This window comes from Mycoplasmopsis meleagridis, from assembly GCF_900660695.1.
Lineage (GTDB): Bacteria > Bacillota_I > Bacilli_A > Mycoplasmatales > Metamycoplasmataceae > Mycoplasmopsis > Mycoplasmopsis meleagridis.
In genome coordinates this window covers 385,963-405,894 of record NZ_LR215042.1, presented here as the reverse complement: position 1 = coordinate 405,894, position 19,932 = coordinate 385,963, and the positions used below count along the sequence as shown (strand labels likewise).

General features: G+C 24.0%; 12 protein-coding genes and 2 tRNA genes. 6 read left to right on the top strand and 8 right to left on the bottom strand.

The window, feature by feature from the left end; all coding sequences use genetic code 4:
* The first annotated feature begins 2 nt into the window (after positions 1-2).
* From EXC33_RS01665 to aspS, 3 genes are all read left to right on the top strand, one after another.
* A complete protein-coding gene (locus EXC33_RS01665) occupies positions 3-869 on the top strand; it encodes a DegV family protein (protein ID WP_046096896.1) in 867 nt (288 codons plus the stop codon).
* 85 nt (positions 870-954) lie between these two features.
* Positions 955-2,274 (top strand): histidine--tRNA ligase, encoded by a 1,320-nt coding sequence (hisS, locus tag EXC33_RS01660; protein ID WP_046096895.1) that lies wholly within the window; start codon positions 955-957, stop codon positions 2,272-2,274.
* Positions 2,274-3,989 carry an aspartate--tRNA ligase gene (aspS, locus tag EXC33_RS01655; RefSeq protein ID WP_046096894.1) on the top strand — a complete coding sequence of 572 codons (1,716 nt, stop codon included), beginning with the start codon at positions 2,274-2,276 and terminating at the stop codon, positions 3,987-3,989. The genes hisS and aspS overlap by 1 nt, the downstream gene beginning before the upstream one ends.
* Before the next feature lie 19 nt (positions 3,990-4,008).
* Here aspS and EXC33_RS01650 read toward each other — a convergent pair.
* From EXC33_RS01650 to EXC33_RS01620, 7 genes are all read right to left on the bottom strand, one after another.
* Positions 4,009-4,093 (bottom strand) — tRNA-Leu (locus EXC33_RS01650).
* A gap of 24 nt (positions 4,094-4,117) precedes the next feature.
* Positions 4,118-4,615, bottom strand: coding sequence for a hypothetical protein (locus tag EXC33_RS01645; protein WP_046096893.1), 498 nt, complete (start codon positions 4,613-4,615; stop codon positions 4,118-4,120).
* Positions 4,616-4,741: 126 nt separating this feature from the next.
* Complete coding sequence (rplT, locus tag EXC33_RS01640) at positions 4,742-5,092, bottom strand: 50S ribosomal protein L20 (protein ID WP_046096892.1); 351 nt, start codon at positions 5,090-5,092, stop codon at positions 4,742-4,744.
* 56 nt (positions 5,093-5,148) lie between these two features.
* Entirely contained in the window at positions 5,149-5,337 is a 189-nt protein-coding gene (rpmI, locus tag EXC33_RS01635; protein WP_046096891.1) for a 50S ribosomal protein L35, read from the bottom strand.
* 35 nt (positions 5,338-5,372) lie between these two features.
* Positions 5,373-5,960 (bottom strand): translation initiation factor IF-3, encoded by a 588-nt coding sequence (gene infC / locus EXC33_RS01630; RefSeq protein WP_046096890.1) that lies wholly within the window; start codon positions 5,958-5,960, stop codon positions 5,373-5,375.
* A 236-nt stretch (positions 5,961-6,196) separates the two neighbouring features.
* Positions 6,197-6,865, bottom strand: coding sequence for a hypothetical protein (locus tag EXC33_RS01625; RefSeq protein WP_046096889.1), 669 nt, complete (start codon positions 6,863-6,865; stop codon positions 6,197-6,199).
* 31 nt (positions 6,866-6,896) lie between these two features.
* Positions 6,897-7,802: a nucleotidyltransferase gene (locus EXC33_RS01620; RefSeq protein WP_046096888.1), complete on the bottom strand. Its 906-nt coding sequence runs from the start codon at positions 7,800-7,802 to the stop codon at positions 6,897-6,899.
* 56 nt (positions 7,803-7,858) lie between these two features.
* Here EXC33_RS01620 and EXC33_RS01615 point away from each other — a divergent pair.
* Positions 7,859-7,943, top strand: a tRNA-Leu gene (locus tag EXC33_RS01615).
* 139 nt (positions 7,944-8,082) lie between these two features.
* Positions 8,083-8,799: a hypothetical protein gene (locus EXC33_RS01610; RefSeq protein WP_046096887.1), complete on the top strand. Its 717-nt coding sequence runs from the start codon at positions 8,083-8,085 to the stop codon at positions 8,797-8,799.
* 311 nt (positions 8,800-9,110) lie between these two features.
* Here EXC33_RS01610 and EXC33_RS01605 read toward each other — a convergent pair whose 3' ends face one another.
* Positions 9,111-9,293, bottom strand: coding sequence for a hypothetical protein (locus EXC33_RS01605; RefSeq protein ID WP_129727283.1), 183 nt, complete (start codon positions 9,291-9,293; stop codon positions 9,111-9,113).
* Between the two features lie 19 nt (positions 9,294-9,312).
* Here EXC33_RS01605 and EXC33_RS01600 point away from each other — a divergent pair, with 19 nt between their 5' ends.
* Positions 9,313-19,911, top strand: a complete 10,599-nt coding sequence (locus EXC33_RS01600; protein ID WP_046096886.1) for a GA module-containing protein — start codon at positions 9,313-9,315, stop codon at positions 19,909-19,911.
* Positions 19,912-19,932 lie beyond the last annotated feature (21 nt).

Sequence of the window (19,932 nt, the reverse complement as noted above, 5' to 3'; positions counted from 1 at the left end):
ATATGAAAAAAGTAGGATTCATTCTAGATTCTTTTTCATGTTTAACACAAGAAGAGGCAAATAAATTAGGTTATGGTTATTTTCCTTTTCGTGTAGATATTGATAATAAAATTTATCATGACGGAGTAGATTTAAACAAAGACACACTTTTAAAATTGATTGCACAAGGAAATAAAGTTCAAACTTCTCTACCAAGTTTAGAAATTATGGAAAATGTCATTAGCTCAATGTGTGAAGAATATGACATGGTAATTTATTTACCAATAAGTGAAACTTTATCAGGGGCAATGTCAGCTGCAAATAATTTTACAAGTGAATATAAAAATTTTATTATTATTCCTAACCGTTTTGTTGCTGATCAATTTTTGTATGTAATTGAATATATTAAAAACGCCATAGAAAAAGGTTTAACAATAAACGACATAAAAAAGAAATTAGCATTAATACAAAAAGATACTGAAACTTATATTATTCCTTTCGATTTAAAATATTTAATTAACGGGGGAAGAATTTCGAATTTAAAAAAATTTGTCTTAAAATCTGTTTCAAAAATGAAATTATTACCTTTTATTAGATTTCATTTAAATGAAAATTCTCCCGCAGGTATTGCAAGAGGTTATAAAGGGGCAACTACTCAAATTATTTCTAAACTTTTAGATAAAGTCAAAGATCATAAACCATTTTCACTTCTAGAAAAATTTCATATTAATTTTGTAAGTGGAATTAATGAAGAAGTTAATAATGATGTAATTAGAATTTTTAAAGAAAATAAACTAACTTTTAACTCTGTTAGAGTCAATACTTCTGTTATTGCTGTTCATACTGGTCCTGATGCAGTTGCTGTAAGTATAATGCCAAAAATTAAATAATGGTCTTTACGACCTTTTTTTATACTCTTGAGTATAAAAAACTTTATGTAAAATATAATATTGATATCTATATTAAAGGAGTATTATGATTAACAAAATTAAAGGAACAAGAGATTTGAATCCTAGAGAAGCCAAATTAATTGAAATGATTCGCAGAGAATTTTTAGACAAAGCTAGAGCCTATAATTTTAACTGAATTGATACTCCAATTATTGAACAAGCACAGCTCTATAAAAGAAGTGTAGCTGGCAGTGAAATTGTTAAAAAAGAAATGTATGAATTTAAAGATAAAGGTGATCGCCTAGTTGCTTTAAGACCGGAAGGAACAGCCGGATTTGTTAGAGCGCTTGTTGAAGAAAAATGATATTCGCATTTTAAAAGCAATAAATTTGCTTATTTTGGTCCTATGTTTAGATATGAACAACCGCAAAAAGGTAGATATAGACAATTTAACCAAGCTGGAGTTGAATTTTTAAGTGAAGCCAATCCATATAATGATGCTGAAATAATTCTTTTAGCCAAAGATATTTTGGATAGTTTAGAAATTTCTTATACACTAAAAATTAATTCTTTAGGCGATTTAAACTCAAGATTAATTTATCAAGAAAAACTTAAGGAATATTTATTAAACTATAGAGAACAATTATCATCTTTAAGTAGAGAAAGATTAGAAAATAATGTTTTAAGAATTCTTGATGATAAAGAGGATAATAAAAAAGATTTTGTTAAAAAAGCTCCTAAAATTAACAGTTATTTAAATGCTGAATCAAAATCTTATTATGAAACTTTTAAGATGATTTTAAAGAAAAATCATGTTACTTTTCAAGAAGATTTTACTCTTGTAAGAGGATTAGATTACTATGATCAAATAGTTTTTGAATTTGTTGCTAATTCTAATAAAAAAGGTGCACAGTCAACATTAATAGGAGGCGGAAGATATTCCAATCTTATTAGCGAATTAGGTGGGCCTAATATTTCAGCTTGTGGTTGAGGCTTTGGGGTTGATAGATGTGCTGATTTAATCATAGAAGAAATGAATGAATATAGCTATTTTATAGATAAATTAGATGAAAAAATAGATGTTTATATAGCGGCAAGCGATGAAGAAAATTTAAATAATTTATTCTCTTTAACTAACGAATTGAGAAAATATGAAATAGTTAGCGAATTTAGCAAAGAAATTTTAAAGAGCAAAAAAATTTTTGATAAAGCTAGCAAATTAGGCGCAAAATACGTTATTTTCAATGATCCTTTTGATGAAGGTAAAATTTACACTGTGAAAAATTTAACTACTCAAGAAAAAATCAAATTCGCTTATACAGTTGATGGTTATGCAGATTTATTGGAATTTTTAGCTACTGATATAGAACAGTTAAATAATCTAGTAATAGAAGAGGATGAATAATGGTAAGCAAAGAAATTAATAATAGCGAAATTAATTTAAGTTATGAAGGCAAAAAAGTATTTGTCCATGGTTGAGTTGCAAATAAAAGAAGATTTGGTGAACTTACTTTTATTGATCTAAGAGATAGAAGCGGCATAATACAATGTGTTTTTGAAAAAGATTTGAAAATTAACAAAGAAAGTGTTATGCAAATTTATGGAAAAGTAGTTAGAAGAAAAGCAATTAATCCTAATATCAAATCAGGCGAAATTGAAATTAAAGTAGAAGATTATGAAATTTTTTCACAAGCTTTGGAAGAATTACCTTTTGCAATTAGAGATGATATTGAAGTTAAAGAAGAAATAAGATTAAAAAATAGATTTTTAGATTTAAGAAGACCTAAAATGCTTAATAATCTTCTTATTCGAAATAAACTTTTTCATAGCATAAATAATTATCTTTTTGATCAAGGCTTTATTCATGTTGAAACTCCTATTTTAGCTAAAAGTACACCCGAAGGAGCAAGGGATTATTTAGTAGCAACGAGAAATAAAGGTGAATTTTGAGCTCTGCCACAAAGTCCACAATTATTCAAACAACTATTAATGATTTCAGGTCTTGAAAAATACTATCAATTTGCTAAGTGTTTTAGAGATGAAGATGGAAGAAAAGATAGACAACCTGAATTTATGCAATTAGATATTGAAGTTTCTTTCATGAAAGTAGAACATTTTCAAAAATTAATTGAAGAAATGTTTTATTATGCTTTTAAGTCATTAGGAATAGAAATTTTAAAAAATAATTGACCTAGATATGACTATTTTGACTGTTTAAGAGATTATGGAACTGATAAGCCAGATTTTAGATACGGTTATAAGATTAAAGATATTAATGATTTTTGTGCTAATAGCGATTTCAAAATTATTCAACAAGCTTCGCATAAAAGACTATTATTTGTCGATAGTTTAATAACTAAAAAAGATTTTAAAGAATTAGAAGAAATTGCTCTAAAAAATAAGGCTAACATATTATTCTATTTTGTTGTAGAAAAAGGCGAAATTATTCATACTAATTTCGCTAATAAAGTAAAAAGTGAAGTTTTGAAATTAATAGCAAATAATAACAATAAAGATGGTTCATATTTTATTGTGGCAAATAGTTATGAAAATGCTTCCAAAGCTTTAGGAGCAGTTAGAGTAAGTTTGAATGATAAGTTTAAATATGCAAATGAAAATGAATATCATTTTTCATGAATAGTCAATTGACCAATGTTTGAATATGATGAAGAAAACGAAAAATGAGTTGCAGCGCATCATCCTTTCACTCAATTTAATCATCAATTAGATGAATTAGATAATTTATCTATGGATAAAATTAGAGCTAAATCGTATGATATTGTTTTAAATGGTTTTGAATTAGGTTCGGGTTCAGCAAGAATTTTTGACAAAAAGACGCAAGAAAAAATGTTTAGTTTAATTGGCATGTCAAAAGATAAACAAGAAACTCAATTTGGTTGATTTACGCGTGCTTTTGATTATGGCATTCCTCCTCATTGCGGTATTGGTTTAGGTTTAGAAAGACTTTTGATGATTATTACCAAAGAAGAATCAATAAGAGAAGTTATTGCCTTTCCTAAAAATGCTAAAGGTCAGGATATATTAATGAGTGCACCAAGTTTTGTTGATAATGAACAGTTAAAAGATTTATTTTTAGAAATAAAAGAAAAACGCTACTAATTAAAGTAGCGTTTTTATATGGTGCCCAAGACAGGACTTGAACCTGCACGGATTGCTCCACTAGATCCTTAGTCTAGCGTGTCTGCCAATTTCACCACTCGGGCAATTAACATTATTGTAACATAATATTAATTGTAAGCACAAATTATTGCAATAATTATGCTTAAAAAACCTAAGAATACTAGGATAAAAAAGACCATATTATTTTGTTCTTTTTTACTTTTTTTAGTTTCTTGTAATTTCTCTAATTGCTTTTCTAAATTTTTGATTTTTATCTTACTTTCAATTGATTGACTATTTTTTTTCTTTTCTTCATTTAAATCAAAATTAAGACGTTGCTTTTTTCTTTCCTTGCTTCTTCTAAAGCTTTCTCTACCAAAACCATAGTTGAATAATATAGCTAAGAGATTAAAGACAACTAAAGTAATTCCTAAGCCTAATAATGCATCAGCTGCTAAAGTAATATTTCTTAGATAAATCTTATTGCCATTTTCATCTACATAGTTAATTTCTTTAAAGTAAATAGCTAAGGCAATAGTAATGGAAATAACAATTGAAATAACAAATCAAATAATTTTCGGTTTACTTCAAGCTGTTACAAATTGGTATTTTAATTTATTAAGCATGATAATAAAATTTTAATAAAAAAGCAGATTATGAAAAAACTATTAATTGCCTTTTTATATACTGCATTAATTAAAATAAGAAATTTAACTAATAAAAAAATCAGAATTAATTTCTGATTTTAATATTTATTTTGTTGCTTTAACAATAGCAACTAATTCTGAAAAAACTTTAGGTTCATTAATAGCTAATTCTGAAAGCATTTTACGATTAATAGTAATATTTGCTTTCTTTAGACCATTAATAAATTGTGAATATGATAAGTTTTCAGCACGAGTAGCAGCATTAATACGGGCAATTCATAATTTTCTAAAGTTACGCTTTACTTGTTTACGATCTCTAAATGCATATGTTCATGATTTAATTACAGCTTGTTTAGCAACTTTGTAACCTATTGATTTGTGACCAAAATAACCTTTAGCTAATTTTATTCATTTTTTACGTCTAGCTCTTGTAACTGTTCCGCCTTTTACTCTCATTATTTCTCCTTGTATTTGATTTTAAATTTATAAATGGATAATTTTAATATGGTAAATTAGAACATGTATTTAAATCTTTTAAGATCAGAAGAATGCATCAAAGCTCTCTTACGTGAGTGACGTTTTTGTTTAGTAGTTTTATTTTGGGCTAAATGTGAACGATATGCTTGTTCGCGTAAAACTTTTCCTGTACCAGTAACTTTAATACGTTTTTTTAATGCACTTTTAGTCTTCATTTTTGGCATTTCTTGCCTCCTTTACGAAGTAAAGTGTGACTTTTCTAGTTAGAATCATCATCTTGATTAACTTTAACATCTTTTTTAGCAGTTGATTTATCAACTATGTTGTTCTCTTTTTTATATTTAGCAATTTTAGTTTTGTTAGGTTGCAAATAAAGATCTAAAAATCTTTCATTTACCAAAGAAGCTTCTTTAGTTATATCAGCAATATCTGCAACAAGATCATAGAATTGTTTTAATTTTATTTCGCCTAATTCCTTACGAGTTAATTCACGGCCTCTAAATTTTAAGCTAACTTTGATTCTATCGCCATCAAGTAAAAATTCTCTGGCTTTTTTAGCTTTAACAGCTAAATCATTATCACCAATCATTGCTGTCAATCTTATTTGTCGATTTTGCACAAAAGTTTGTTTTTCTTTAGCTGCTTTTTCCTTTTTCTTACGTTCATACTTGAATTTTCCATAATCAAGCATTCTAACAATAGGTTTAGGTTCGACACTTATTAAAACTAAATCTAATTTTTTTTCTTTAGCTTTTTCAATTGCTTCATTTGTTTTAAGAACACCAATTTTTTCACCATTTTCACCTATTACAAAGACTTTTTCGAATGGAATATTTTCATTAATCATGTGTTCAGGTGTAGGTTTTTTACTTTTATTTGTTTGAATAATAAACTCCTAGATAATCTTTTTAGATTAAATTAAAATCAAAGACTTTATTGTAGCTAATATACCCATAGTCATTAGACTATCAGGTGAGATTTAATCTCTTTCTGCAATATTAAAATAATTGCTTTATTATTTTAACATATTAATATTAAATTTAACGAAATAAAAAAATGACTTTTTAGGTCTATAAAATAGCTTTATTTGTCATTTTTAAAAACATCTTGTCCTTCAATGTATTCTTGGTTAGTATTTACATTATATTGATATGCTTCATTAATGTCTAAACCATTTTTAATATTATCTAAATTAGTATTATTTTTATCTTGTAAACTAAAGTGAATATGTAAATTACCATATCTAATTAATTCAATATAGTCACTTAAATTTATTAATTTAGTTGTTAAATAATATTTAGGATTATTTTTATCAATTAATCTAAAACTTAAATATACACCGTTTGGTTCTTCTATATTATCAATGTAAATAAAATTAACATTATCATTTAATTTTTCATCATTGAATTTGAATTTAATAAGTTTTCTAGCCAAAAGATATTCTGCAGTAAATTGTCTTTTATTTTTATCATAAGCTTGGGGAATTTTATTTTCTTGGTTTTCCAAAATTTGACCATAGCGAAATTTTAGCTGTTTATTTTTAGCTGCTTTTTTTAAGTTTAAAATTTCTTCTTGCATTTGTTTTTCATCTAAATAAATAGTATATTCTTGATTATTTAGAGCTTTTTCATAAGTATTTTTAAAAACACTATAAGAAGAATTAGAATTATTTTCGCAAGAAAAAGCAACTAAAAAAGGAATTGTTAAAAAAGTTAATGAAGAGAAAATAAGAGGAATTTTTTTTATTTTCATAATTTCTTTCTACTAGTTTATTATAACTAAATTACTTATTTTTATATTTAAAGCCTTTATTGGCAACTCATACTATAATTCTTTTTATTCTACTAGCCGTATAGCGTTTAGAAGTACATTTTTCGATAAAAGTTTGATAATTATCACAGTTAATATTTTTCAGTAATAAATTTTCAATTCCTTCAGAAATTAATGGTATTTCTCTAATTTTTTCAAGCTTATATTTAAGCATATTTTTTTTAAATTTTTTAAATAGTTTTTCTTCTTGATTTTTATATTTTATTTTCAAAGGAGAATATAAACTTATATTTTTATTTTGCTTAATTAATTCTCTTAAATAAGTTCCCGAAGCATATTTATTTATAGGCATATTAGCATTGAAATCAATATTTCTTTCGATAGTATAAATTTCAATATTTAAATTGTTATTGACTATGTATTTGACGTATTCAAAACCTAAAATATCATTAGGCTTATCATAATTTTTATTAGTTAATTCGCTAAGGGCTAGAGAATAAGCTTTAGGATAGGCCAGTTTATCATTTTTTATATATTTTTTTATTAAACTATTAAATGTTTGTTCTTCTTTTTTAAGTATTTTAGCTAGATTAATCATTTGAGTTGGATTATTTGATTCTGAACCAAAAATAAGTTTAGTTATTTTTGCCTTATATAACCTATTTATAGCGTTTTTAGCAAAAATATGAGCTGCTTGTGAACTTTCATAAAAAGGCATTTTAATAACTTTACTAACACCATATTTTTTGGCGATTTTTTTTCTTTTTCTAAATGAAACTAAAATGCATTCTCCTCTTTGTGAAAATTTATCACTCATAACAATAATTATTTTTTCTTGAGGAAATTGCTTTTTTACAAATTCTAATTGTCTAATGTGACCATTATGAAAAGGATTATATTCAACAATTATGCCAACCATATTTTTCTTTCTAATGCTTATATTTTATATATTTTAGGCTATAATTCATAATTATTGCCCAAGTGGTGGAATGGTAGACGCCGTAGACTCAAAATCTACTGCCCAAAAGGCGTGCAGGTTCAAGTCCTGTCTTGGGCACCAAATGTAAATAAACACCGAATAAGCCTTTTTATAGGCTTATTTTAAATTATTAATATTAATTAGATATATTAATATTAAGTTTATAATTTGTATATTGATTACTAGAGTCGTATATTAATTATTCGATGAGTGAGGTTATATGGCTAATAAAAGGAAAATAGTTAAACAAATTGCTCTTAATTCTGCAATCTTATCACCATTATCTTTAACAGCATTAGCTTTTTTAAGTGCGTCTAGTGATATAGTTACTAAAAACTCATATGACCAAGAAGCAACCTATCATTCTGCTAATGATAAGTATCAAAATGATGTAAGATGAACTACTAAATATTTTGTTAATTCGAATAATATTAGAAGTAATTTATCAAGTGATTCATCATTATTCAAAAAAGATTTACGTCTTTTTACATCTCCAAATGACAAAGACTATAAAGAAGTAAATACAGGATGAGATGGTAAAGATACATGATGAGATGACTCTGATAGAAAATATTTTTTAGCACAAATTGAAAACGGAAATAATGTTAATAATCTTGACCAATATCAAAGACGTTTTTCAACTATGTTTTACATTTCAAAAGATTTGCTTTTTACTAATGGCATTTCTATTCAAGTTTCAGATCCAAATGGAAAACAAATTAATGATGCAATTTCATTAATTCCCCAACTTACAGGCAGTAATAATAATGTCAAAAATCAAATGTTTAATAAGCAAGGTCAAAATTTAAAATGAACTCGTTTTAATGTTTTTGAACCTATTTTATTTACTAAGACATTCGATAAAAATACTAACGACAAGTATGGAACTATTGTCACTTTTTTCTATATTCCTTTTTATGATAGAAAGCACGGCTAAGATAGCACAAAATATAAAGAGGAAACTTTAAAAGCCATTTTAACCAATAACTATAGAAGCGGAACTTCTCCTAAATGAGGAATAGGACACTCTTATCTTAATCAAAACATTAATAGCGCTTGAGCGCCTATTACTCCAAGCAAGTTAAATTTAGCGCAAAATTATAAAACTACTAAAGATGCTCTTAGTGATAATTTAGGAGCCATTTTATATATTGAAACTTTATCTTGATCGGGTAGAGCGCCTTATTTATCAGTTAGATATGGCCTTGAAAGAAATACTTACTTTAATAAAAATGGATCTTTTGATGATTATAAATCAGCTGGCGAATCATTTATAGGTATTGGTGTTACTAGAGGGAATCATGGCGGTTCTACTTCAGCTCATGTTGGATTAATTAGTCATAATTTTAAAAAAGAAATTACCAAAATTGATTTAGTAACTACAGAAAGATTTAAAGAAGAAACTATTCAATGGTTAAGAGAAAATAACATTGATAGCAGTAAGGTTTTAATGCCAAAAAGTGATCTTTTTATTTATGAAAATGTTGACAAATTAAACAAACCTATAAAAATTACTGACATCAATAAAAGTAAGCAAACAATTAAAGACGTTAATTCTACTTTTAAAACCAAAACTACTTTATACGTTCCTGCTAATAAAAAATTTTCTGATTATAAATTAAATATTTCTTCAACCAGTTCAAAAGATTGAGTTTATTCAGCTAATAATGGCAATGGTTTTAAATTTAATAAAGCTTCAACAACTGGTCTTGGAAATAATGCTGGTCAAATCGATATTGTTTGAGATTTAAGTGATTATGCTAAATTGAATCTTTTACTTGAAAACTCTAAGTGATTAACCGCAATTCAAAAAGAAACAATTAAAAACGAATATACTAAAGATTTCACTTCTGATTTAATTAATTTAAAATCTAACCCTTCTAAAAATTTTAGTGCTTGAACAAAATACATTAATGATTATAATGAAGCACAAAAAAAATACGAAGAAAGCTATTTCAATCTTTATAAAAAAGTTTTAAGTGATTCATCATTTTCTAGTGCTGAACCAGAATTAAATTTTATTAGCGATAAAATTAATTTTCTTTTTTCAAATGACCAAGCAAATAAAAGAAAAGTTATTTCTGCTTTAACACAAAATTTAAAATATGCAGCTTTTTTCTCTAGTGAATTTAATAACAATCTTTCTTTATTTGTAGATAGAAAGAATGTAAGAGATAAAAATAGTTTAAAATCGCTTGATGAAATTCAAAGATTAACTAATCAATTAAATGAATTAAACAAAATAACTTTTAGTGGTTATAACTATATTAAAGCTGAATTCGATAAATTAAAAACTTATGAAATCATAAGTTTGAAAAAAAATAATCAATATAACTATAAACAAGCTCTTAATTTTATTAAAGAAGCAATTAAAAATGCTTCTGATTTTGCTAAAACTTCTTTACTTAAAACAAATAATTATAATGATGAAGATACTGAAACTTTCTTTACTAACTTTTTAACAGATAAAACAAATGATTTCAAAGAAATTATTAATTCCATAAAAGACAAAAATGATTTTTATAAAAGATTAGTTAATTTTCAAAATAACATTCAAACACTTCTTAATTCTTCATATTATAAAGATGGATTAGACTCTACTTATGGTGGCAAAACTTATGCGGATATTTTTAACCAAACATTTAATAGTTTCCAAGAAGAAGTTAAAGAATTTACTGGTGAGTTTAAAAATCCTTCCTTTAATGTTTTTTCTTCGCTTTCAAATTTAAATGCCAAAAGCACTTCATTAACTTTTAGCAACACTGATTCAGTTAGCGAGCATGCTTTAACTTTTAAGTACCAAAATTTAGCCAAAAAATTACTTAAAGAACTTTCTAATGTCTTTGGAAATGGCGTTAAATTAGCTAAAGAAATTAATCAATATCAAGGTTTAACTCAAGAACAAAAAAATAATTTACTAACTAATACTAATAACACTACTAATTCTATTGTTTCAAACGAAAGTTTTACTATCAATGGTAAAAAAGTTTCAATAGATAATTTTACTTTAGATAGTAACGTAGCTTTTAGAATTATTGACAACACTAGCAAGGTAAATTCTGCATTATTACAATTTTCAAATTTAGTTTATCTTATGTCAGCTAAATACTACCAAGCTGAAATTAATAAACTAAGTAATTTAAGTCGTTCTTTAAAACAAAAATATTCTTCTTTAATTGCTGCTTTAATAAACAAAAATGATATAAAAATTTATAAAAATGACAGTGATATTAAAGATGTATATGAAAAAGCCAAGATATTAGATAATGAACAAAAGAGATTAAATGATTTAATAACTACTTATGAAAGTTCAACTTCTAATTCGCCTTATTATTTTGATTATATAGGCAAAAATATTGATGTTAATAATGCTTCTTTATCTAATGTTGTTTCTTCTACTGATGCTAATTTAGATGTTCGAATAAACCGTCTTGCCATTGTTGAAACACATAAAGATACTAATTCCTATTCTTATATTAAAGTTAACTATACTTTAAATTCAACTAAAAATTTAACTTATAAAAATGAAACTATTAATGAAATTCTCACTTCAAAAGTTGCCACTTCTAAAGAAATAGGACCTTTTATTTACATAAGAGATACTGAAATTAAAAAATTAGAAGATTTATCTACTAATATTGTTCTAACTTATGATGGTGATAAAAGTAAAATTACTCCTGATAAAGTTGATAGTAAGAAAATTGTTTTTAAATATAAAGAATCTAATGGTTCTTTAGTTGATTTAACTTCTAAAGGTGTTAAAGTTGAAAACGTTAATTTTATTAGCAATATTATTCCAGATGATCTAGAAAAAGGGAATTTATACGTTAGTTATACTTTAGTTTCCACAGTTGATTTAAATGCTAAAAAAGTAATTAATGCCAATAGTTTGCGTAATACTTATGTAAGTGAGAAAAACCATTTAAATAGCATTGCTATTTCAGGGTTTTTAAAAGAAAAAGACCGTCTTAATAACATTCTCTTAGATTATTCTATTATTAAAAATATTCAAAATATTGACAATAAGAATAATCTTTTAGCTTCTTCAATCAAAGCTAATAGTATTAAATTTTTAGCTCTTAGTCCTCTTAGTTTAGAAGCTAAAATTGATGCAAATAGTATTCAATTAAGCGCTAATGATAATAACGGAACTTTAACTATTACTTATAAACTTTTATCAACAAAAGAACGTTTAGAAAAAATTAGTTCATCTAAAACTAACAGTATAGTTATTGACGGTTTTTTATCTATTTTAAAGCAAAAGCAAAATGAAGCTATTAAAATGCTTGAAACTTATTCAAATATTAACCAAGTTGTTAAAGATTACTATAAACAACAAATTAATAATGCTCTAGATGAAGTACAAATTTCTAACATTCTTCTTGAAGCTTACAAGCAAAATATTAGCAATAATATTAGAAACGTTTACCAATATTTAAATACGAAGCAAGTTTCTAATTTAGTTGATTTAATAAATTCGCAAACAAGCAAAGAAAAAGTTGACGAAATTTTTAAAGCCTACAAAGATAATGATGATAAAATGCGGCAATTAAAAGAAAAAGTTAACTATTATAAAAATCTTTTAAACAATTCAAGTAATGAAATTAATTATTTCTATGCTTCAAATGAATTGAAAAATAATTTTAATAGTACTTTAAATGATGCATCTAATTTGCTTATTTCAGATGTAAATGATGGCACTAATTCGCCTAATTTAACTATTTTATTATCTAATTCGCACAATTCCCTAGATTCTCTTTTCAATCACTTAGACGGAAATAAAAACTTTTATTCAAACCAAATTAATGAGTATAACTTTTTAAGTCAAAGTGAGAAAAATAATTTTATTAGTGAATTGAAAGCAGTAGATTTAGATCTTGGTGAAACTAAATCGTTAGAACTAATTAAAAATATTGTTAAAAAAGCTAAAGAAACTAACGATTATAAAGAAAATCTTTTCAATAATTTTGAAACTAATTATAGAAACTTAAATTCTGCGCAAATTAGTAAATATAAGAATTTAATTCCTTTAACTAATAAGAGTAATTTAGATCAAGAAATTATTTCTAAAGTCTCGACTTATAATGCAAATATGGCTATTTTAAAGGCTAAAATAGCACAAATTGAAAAAGATGTTATAAAAAGTGATAAATATAAATTTGCTAATAATAACAGGGAATTAGACAATATTTTATCTATCGCTAGAGAATTAGTTGCTTCATATGTAAATGTAGGTGAAGAAAATCCTAGTTTAGCTGATTTAATAGGTAGCAAAAATTTACCTAATAGTTTAGATAATAAATATTATTCTCTAGATGGTAATAAAGTTGCTGCACTTAGCAAAATTCAACTTTATTGGTTTTTAAGTGATGCTGAAAAATCAACTTATAGTTTTTATATTTCAACAATTAATCTCTTAAGTGATCAAGCTGATGAAAATATTTTAAATAAGTTTAAAGAAGCAGAAAAAACTAACCAAGATAAAGAACAATTCTTTAATGGACTTCCTACTAAATATAGTTATTTAAACAATAGTCAAATTTACCAATACCAAGATCAAATTAGAAATTATAATCTTAGTGAATTAGAAAATACTATTGGTTCAAATGCAAAAGAGTTAAACGAACAAATGAAAGCTTTAAATGATGAAATTCTTTCTGAATTAAAAGCTTTAACAAAAAATAATAACATTAAAGATATTACTTCGCAAGAAGATAAAACTTTAGAAAAATATGTCTTTGCCAACAAAGAAGCTAAAAACTCTTATAATCTTAGTTTAGAAGAAGCAATAAATTTATTCAATAAATTTTCAGGTAAAAATGCATCTCTTACTGAAGTTAAAAATCTCTTAGCAAACTTAAAATCTAACTATTCAAGATTAGATGGCCAAAATAGCATTGAAAAAGCTAAAGAAATAGTTAATAATTTACTTAATTTATCTTTAAAACAAAAAGAAAATGTTAATAAGTTAATTGATAGTAAAAATAAAGATTTAGCTAAAGCAAATACTATTGTTTCTCTAGCTGATACAATCGATAAAAATTTGATGCAATTAGAGAATAAATTTAAGGTAATAGAAAAAATTAAAAACCAAGTAATTTATTCTATGGATAGGACTATAAATAAGACTAATTTTGATAATAATATTACTAAGTTTCAAAAATTATTAAGTGATGTTAAAGCAGATAATTTTGATAATAGCAATGAAGACAAGTTAAGAAAAATTCGTAACGATCTATATGAAGCAATTAAAACTTTAGATAGTAATTTAGCTAATTTAAGCGGTAATAAAATAGCTCTTAAAAATGATTTAGCTAAATTTAGTCTTTTAACAGATGATAAACTTGATCAACTAAAAAACAAAGTTGATAATTTTAGTGCTGAAATTAGTGAAAAACAAAAAAATGATATTCTTAGTGAAGCATTGGAAAGCTCTAAAGCAACTGCTTTAACTCAACTAGAAACAGAATTGTATAGTGCTTATTTATCAAAGGATGAAAAAACTACTTTTAGAGATCAAATCATTAAAGCGCAATTAACTCCTAATTTGAGTAAATATGATAACGATATAGCAGTTTTATTATCTCAAGCTAATGATAAAAATAATCAAAAAGCTCAAACAATATTAGAAATTAAAAATTTAAGTAACATTAATGATAATCAAAGCGAATTTTTCAAAAATAGTATTATTAATTCTTCAACAAAGAATTTAAAAACTTATCTAGATGAAGCTAAATTGATCGATAGAGAAATGAAAGAAATTAAAAATATTACTCTAGATCAATTAACACAATTAACTAGAAAAAATATAACTAATTTTGATTCAAAAATAGAATTAATTGATGGCAATTATAAATTTGCTTTAGAAAATACAAAAAAAGCTTATGATCAAGTTTTAAATAACGTTATTACGCTCTTAAATAAAGCAAAAGGAGCTAATTTAAATTTAGAAGCTTTAACTAATTTAAAAACAGAATTAAATACTAAATTTAGTGCATTAAACGGAAATGATATTGTTCAAGCCAATAATTTAATTATTGATTCTTTTGTAGTTATTAATCAAAATCAAAAAGAACAAATTAAAGCTAATATTAGCAAATTAGATAATCGAAACGCGAATAATGTAATTAATAATTTACAAGAAGTAGATAAATTATTAATTAGTGCTTTAAATACTATAAATAAGGATTTTAATGCTAAAAAGAATAATCTTTATTTAAAAGATAGCACGGTTAAAAAAACTACTTTAGATGAAGCATTAAACGCTTTAAATAGTTTAGTAACCAATATAAAAAATACTGATTTTACTAGCACTAAGCTTGAAGAAATTTTGCTTTTAGAAGATAAAATTAATAGAGCTAATAGTAATTTATTAGAAGCATTTAATAATTTAGATGGTTATAGAAATAGTTTAATTAGTGAGTTAAATAAATACATTTTAATTTCTAATGATGATAAAAAACTCTTTTTAAATGAAATTAATAATTTACCTAAAGCTCTTAGCGATGATTTAGTAAATAGTTTTTGAAATAAGATAAATAATTATGTTAATTCTTTTGCTCTAACTAATTTAAGTAGTAATAAGTTACTTAACTTTAATGAAATTAATACTTTTGTTAATAAAATCAACGCAATAAAAATTATTAATGATAATATTTCTATACCTGATCAACAATATCAAGATATTCTTAATGAAGCAAGCGAATTAAACTTGCAAAAAAATTCTTATTTAAAGAAATTAACTAACTTTAGCTATTTAAATAATAAACAAATAGAATTTTTAACTAACGAAATTAAAAATACTAACTTGAATGATTTAAATAATGTAGTTAATTTAGCTAATGATTTAAATCTTTTAATGCAAAAATTAAATGATTTAGTATTAAATCAATTAAGTGAATTAACAAATCAAACAATTAGTGATAATCAAAATAATAGTCCTAGAATAACTAATAATTACAAGTTAAGTGATCTTAGCTTAAGAAATAATTATGATGATTTATTAGCCTATATTCAAAGTGTTTTAGTAAAAAATAGTTTAATTAATGCTTCGAAAGATGAACTTAATAGCTTATATGAAAATTTAACTCTTAAATATAAAAATTTAAATGGTAATGATAATTTAGCATCGTTAATAAATAAGTTAGAAGCAATAAGTAATTTTTCGAAAACACAAAAAGATTTTCTAATTGCTAAATTTAATAATTTGGCTAATAAAAATGAATATGATGAATTAATTTTTACTTTAAATAGTATAAATGAACAAATTCAAAATTTAAGCGGCTTAATTAAAGAAAGTGAAAAAGTTAAAGAAAGCACTTTGTATCTTAATGAAACTTTAGAAAAACAATCTAAATTTAGCCAAAGTTTAGAAGAAGCTAAAAATCTTTTAAATAGCTTAAATGAAAATATTTTTGATGATAGTTTTATTAGTCAATTAAGCCAAGTTTTAACTTCTCTTGAAGAAAAAGCACAAAATTTAACTAACGATAGTAATAATTTAGATGGTATTAGACTAAAATTAAAAACTACAATTGATAGCTTCTTGCTTTTAGATGAAGAGCAAAAAAGCAGGTTAAAAGAACAAATTAATAAAATGGCAAAAAATCCTTCACCAAATGAAGAAAATAACCTACTATTTAACGCTTTTGTTTTTGCTAAAAATAATAGTCAAATAAAAATAGCAGAATTTAAAAATTTAGGCACTAAGTTATTAGTTCATTTTATTGATAAAATCACTAAATTAGAACTAGATACTAATTCAAAAGAACCTTTAGATCAAAAAATAAGTGATTTAATTGAAGAAGCTAAAAAAGTTAATGATGAAAAAAATAGCCTTATTCAACTAATTAATAATAGTAAAAGTTTAAATAATAAAATGCTTAATTACTTTGTTAATAGCGTAATTGATAATGATGAAGAAAGTAATTTACCAAATATTAAAAATAATGCTATTGACTTAGAAAATGCTATGCATGCTTTAAGTGAAATAGAAACTATTGACTTAGAAAATGCTAATTATTCGCAAGCTTCTGTCAATAATAAATTAGCCTATCAAGATGCACTTAGCCAAAGAAATAATCTTTTAGATAAGCAAAATGGTTGAAATGCAAGTTTGAATATTGTTTTAAAAATAAGTCAAAATTTAAAAGATGCTAAAAATAATTTGGATGGTAATAATCGTTTAAATGAAGTTAAAAATAGTTTATTAACTAAATTTGCTAATAGCGAATTATCTAATTTAACAGCAGTTCAATTCACTGAAGCTAAGGCAAAAATTGAAAATTCTTCTTCACTTAACGAATTAAGAGAATTAAACAATAATTTAATAGTTTTAGATAATTTAATGAAACTATTAAAAGAATATTTAACTAATTCTGCAGCTATTAAAAAAACTACTAATTATCTTCAAGCTAATAGCCAATTTAAAAATGATTATGATGAACAAATTAATAGTGCTAAAGAAGCTCTAACTAATTTAGAAAATCCTAACTCAGGATTATTAGAAGTACTTGATCCTAATAGAATTAAAGATCATATTAGTAAAATTTCTAACGCAATATTTTTATTAGATGGTGAAAAAAATAATCTTGATTTAAGAAAAAGTAAAGTTAACGAAGTAAGAAATTTAAATGGTTTAAACGATAATCAAAAAATTAATATTATTGCTCTTTTTGATAAAACTTTTGATTTAGAACAAATTGAAAAAGAATTAGCTAAAGCTAAGAAACTTGACCAATTAATGCAACAATTAAATATTTCTTACCAAGAAAAGAAATCTTCTCTTGAAGAAGTTAAATATTTAAATGCTTCTTCTAATAAAAGAGAAAAATATGCAAATATTTTCTTAAAAATAACTAATTTAGTAGATAAAAGAAAAGGTGTTAATATTGATGACGAAAATCAAATAAATACTTTAATTAGTGAATTAAATAGCAGTTATAATGAACTTGATGGCGAAAATATTTTAGAAAATAGTGTTAATAATGCTAAAGTGAAAATCAATAGTTTAACTAATCTTAATAATAACCAAAAAGCCAATTTTATAGATCAATTAGGTATAGTTAAAGTTGTTAGTGAAATAAATAATTTAGTTAATAAAGCCTTTGTTTTAGATGATGCTATGATGAAAATAAAGGAAGTAGTTGATAGCATTTTTAGCGAAATTAATGATAAAGATAATATTAGTTATAGAAATTCTTCAAAAAATGTTAAAGACATTTTTGATCAAGAAATAAATACTTACAAAGAATTAGTCAAAGCGAATGGTTTAAATTATTCAAAAGAAGAAATTTATAATTTAGAAAAAAGAATAATAGATGCTAAAAATAATTTAGATGGCTTTACCAATTGAGAAGCAAAAAAATTGTTATTAAAAGATTCAATTATTAAAAATCAAACTTTAAATACAGGTGATAAAGAAATTTTAACTAACCAAGTGGATCAAATTATTGTTCCTTTCAACTTAACTAAAGAAGAAGCTGATAATTACAAAAAACTTTTTGAAAACTTTGTGCTTAAAATTAACAAAATAGCTCAAATTAGAAATATTAAAAATCTTAGTTCTGAAACTATTGATAATTTAATTAACAATACTTTATCAATTTCTGCAAATGATTATTTAAATAGTCAAAATAACAATAATTCATTTAGTCAATCATTAGAAAATATAGATAGTAAAATTGCATTATTTAATCTAATTAAAAGTGCAAAACTTAGTTTAGAAAATCAAAATATTTTACTAACTTTCATAAATGCCTTAAATCCTTCATCTTCATATTTTGCTAGTTCAAAAAATAATGTTGAAACAATTAAAACTTTATTAGAAAAAATTATTCAAGTGCAAATTAGTGAGGAAAATCAAAATAGTCTAATTGCAAGAATTAAAAATTTAGATATTAATGATATAAGAACTACTTATCTTGTGCAACAACTAGTTTCAATAGTTGATAAAATAATTTCTCTAAAGACAAATAATAATTTAACTTCTAACAATAAAGACAGTTTAACTAAAGATTTAATTAGCCAAAATATTGATAGTGATTTTGAAGAATTTTTAACCAAAATAGATTCAAAAATTGATATTTTTACAACCATTAATACATCTTCTTTAGAAAAAACAACTAAAGATAAATTAAATGATTTGGTAAAACAAATTTCTTATGCTGATATAAATTTTGCTAATAAAATTAGTTCTATTAAAAGTATTAGTCAAAATCTAGATCTTGTTCAAAATAGTAATAAAATTGATCTTTCATCTAAAAATTTATTACAAAATGAAATTAATAAAATAGATTTAACTAGCGAAAATAATTTCCTTTCAGTAGAAAATTTAAAAAATAAATTAGATCTAATTTTAGAAATTGTTAATGGAATTAGCGATAATAATTTGACTAATAAATTAGTTGCAAAAGTTAATTCTCTAGACATATTAAATAGCGATAATAGTAAAGAAATTAATTATTTAAATGTTTTAATTAGTGATGTTAAAAAAGTTAACGATTTAAATTTAACTAACAATGACATTAATAAATTAACAAATGATTTATTTTTAGCTACTAAGGAAAACATTTTAGATATTTCTTCTAACATTAACAAAAAAATTTCGTCAATTAGTGCTTTGAATAGCAATGAATTTTTAACTATGAATGACAAGAAAGATTCTAGTTATAAAAAACAATTAATTGATGAATTACTTGATATTAAAAACGATGAATTAAACGTTAAATTAGATGTATTTAACCAAAAAAATAATAAAGTCATTGATTTAATTAAATCGCTTAACAAGTTAGAAAAAATTCCTACAAAGAAAAATGAAAATATTACTAAGGCGATAGAAGAAAGTAATAAAATACTTAATGATATTAAAAACAATAATATTGAAACAATTAACAAACAATTAAGTATTAATGACTTTTACTTAGCCAAAGAAGAAAAACCTTCTTCAGCAATAAATGCTGTTGCAATTGCAGTTCCTATTGCTTTAGCTCTTCTTTTAACCGCAGGAATAGCAGGATTTTTCATTTGGAAAAAGAAAAAAAAGAAATAAAATACTTAAAAAAACGAACAA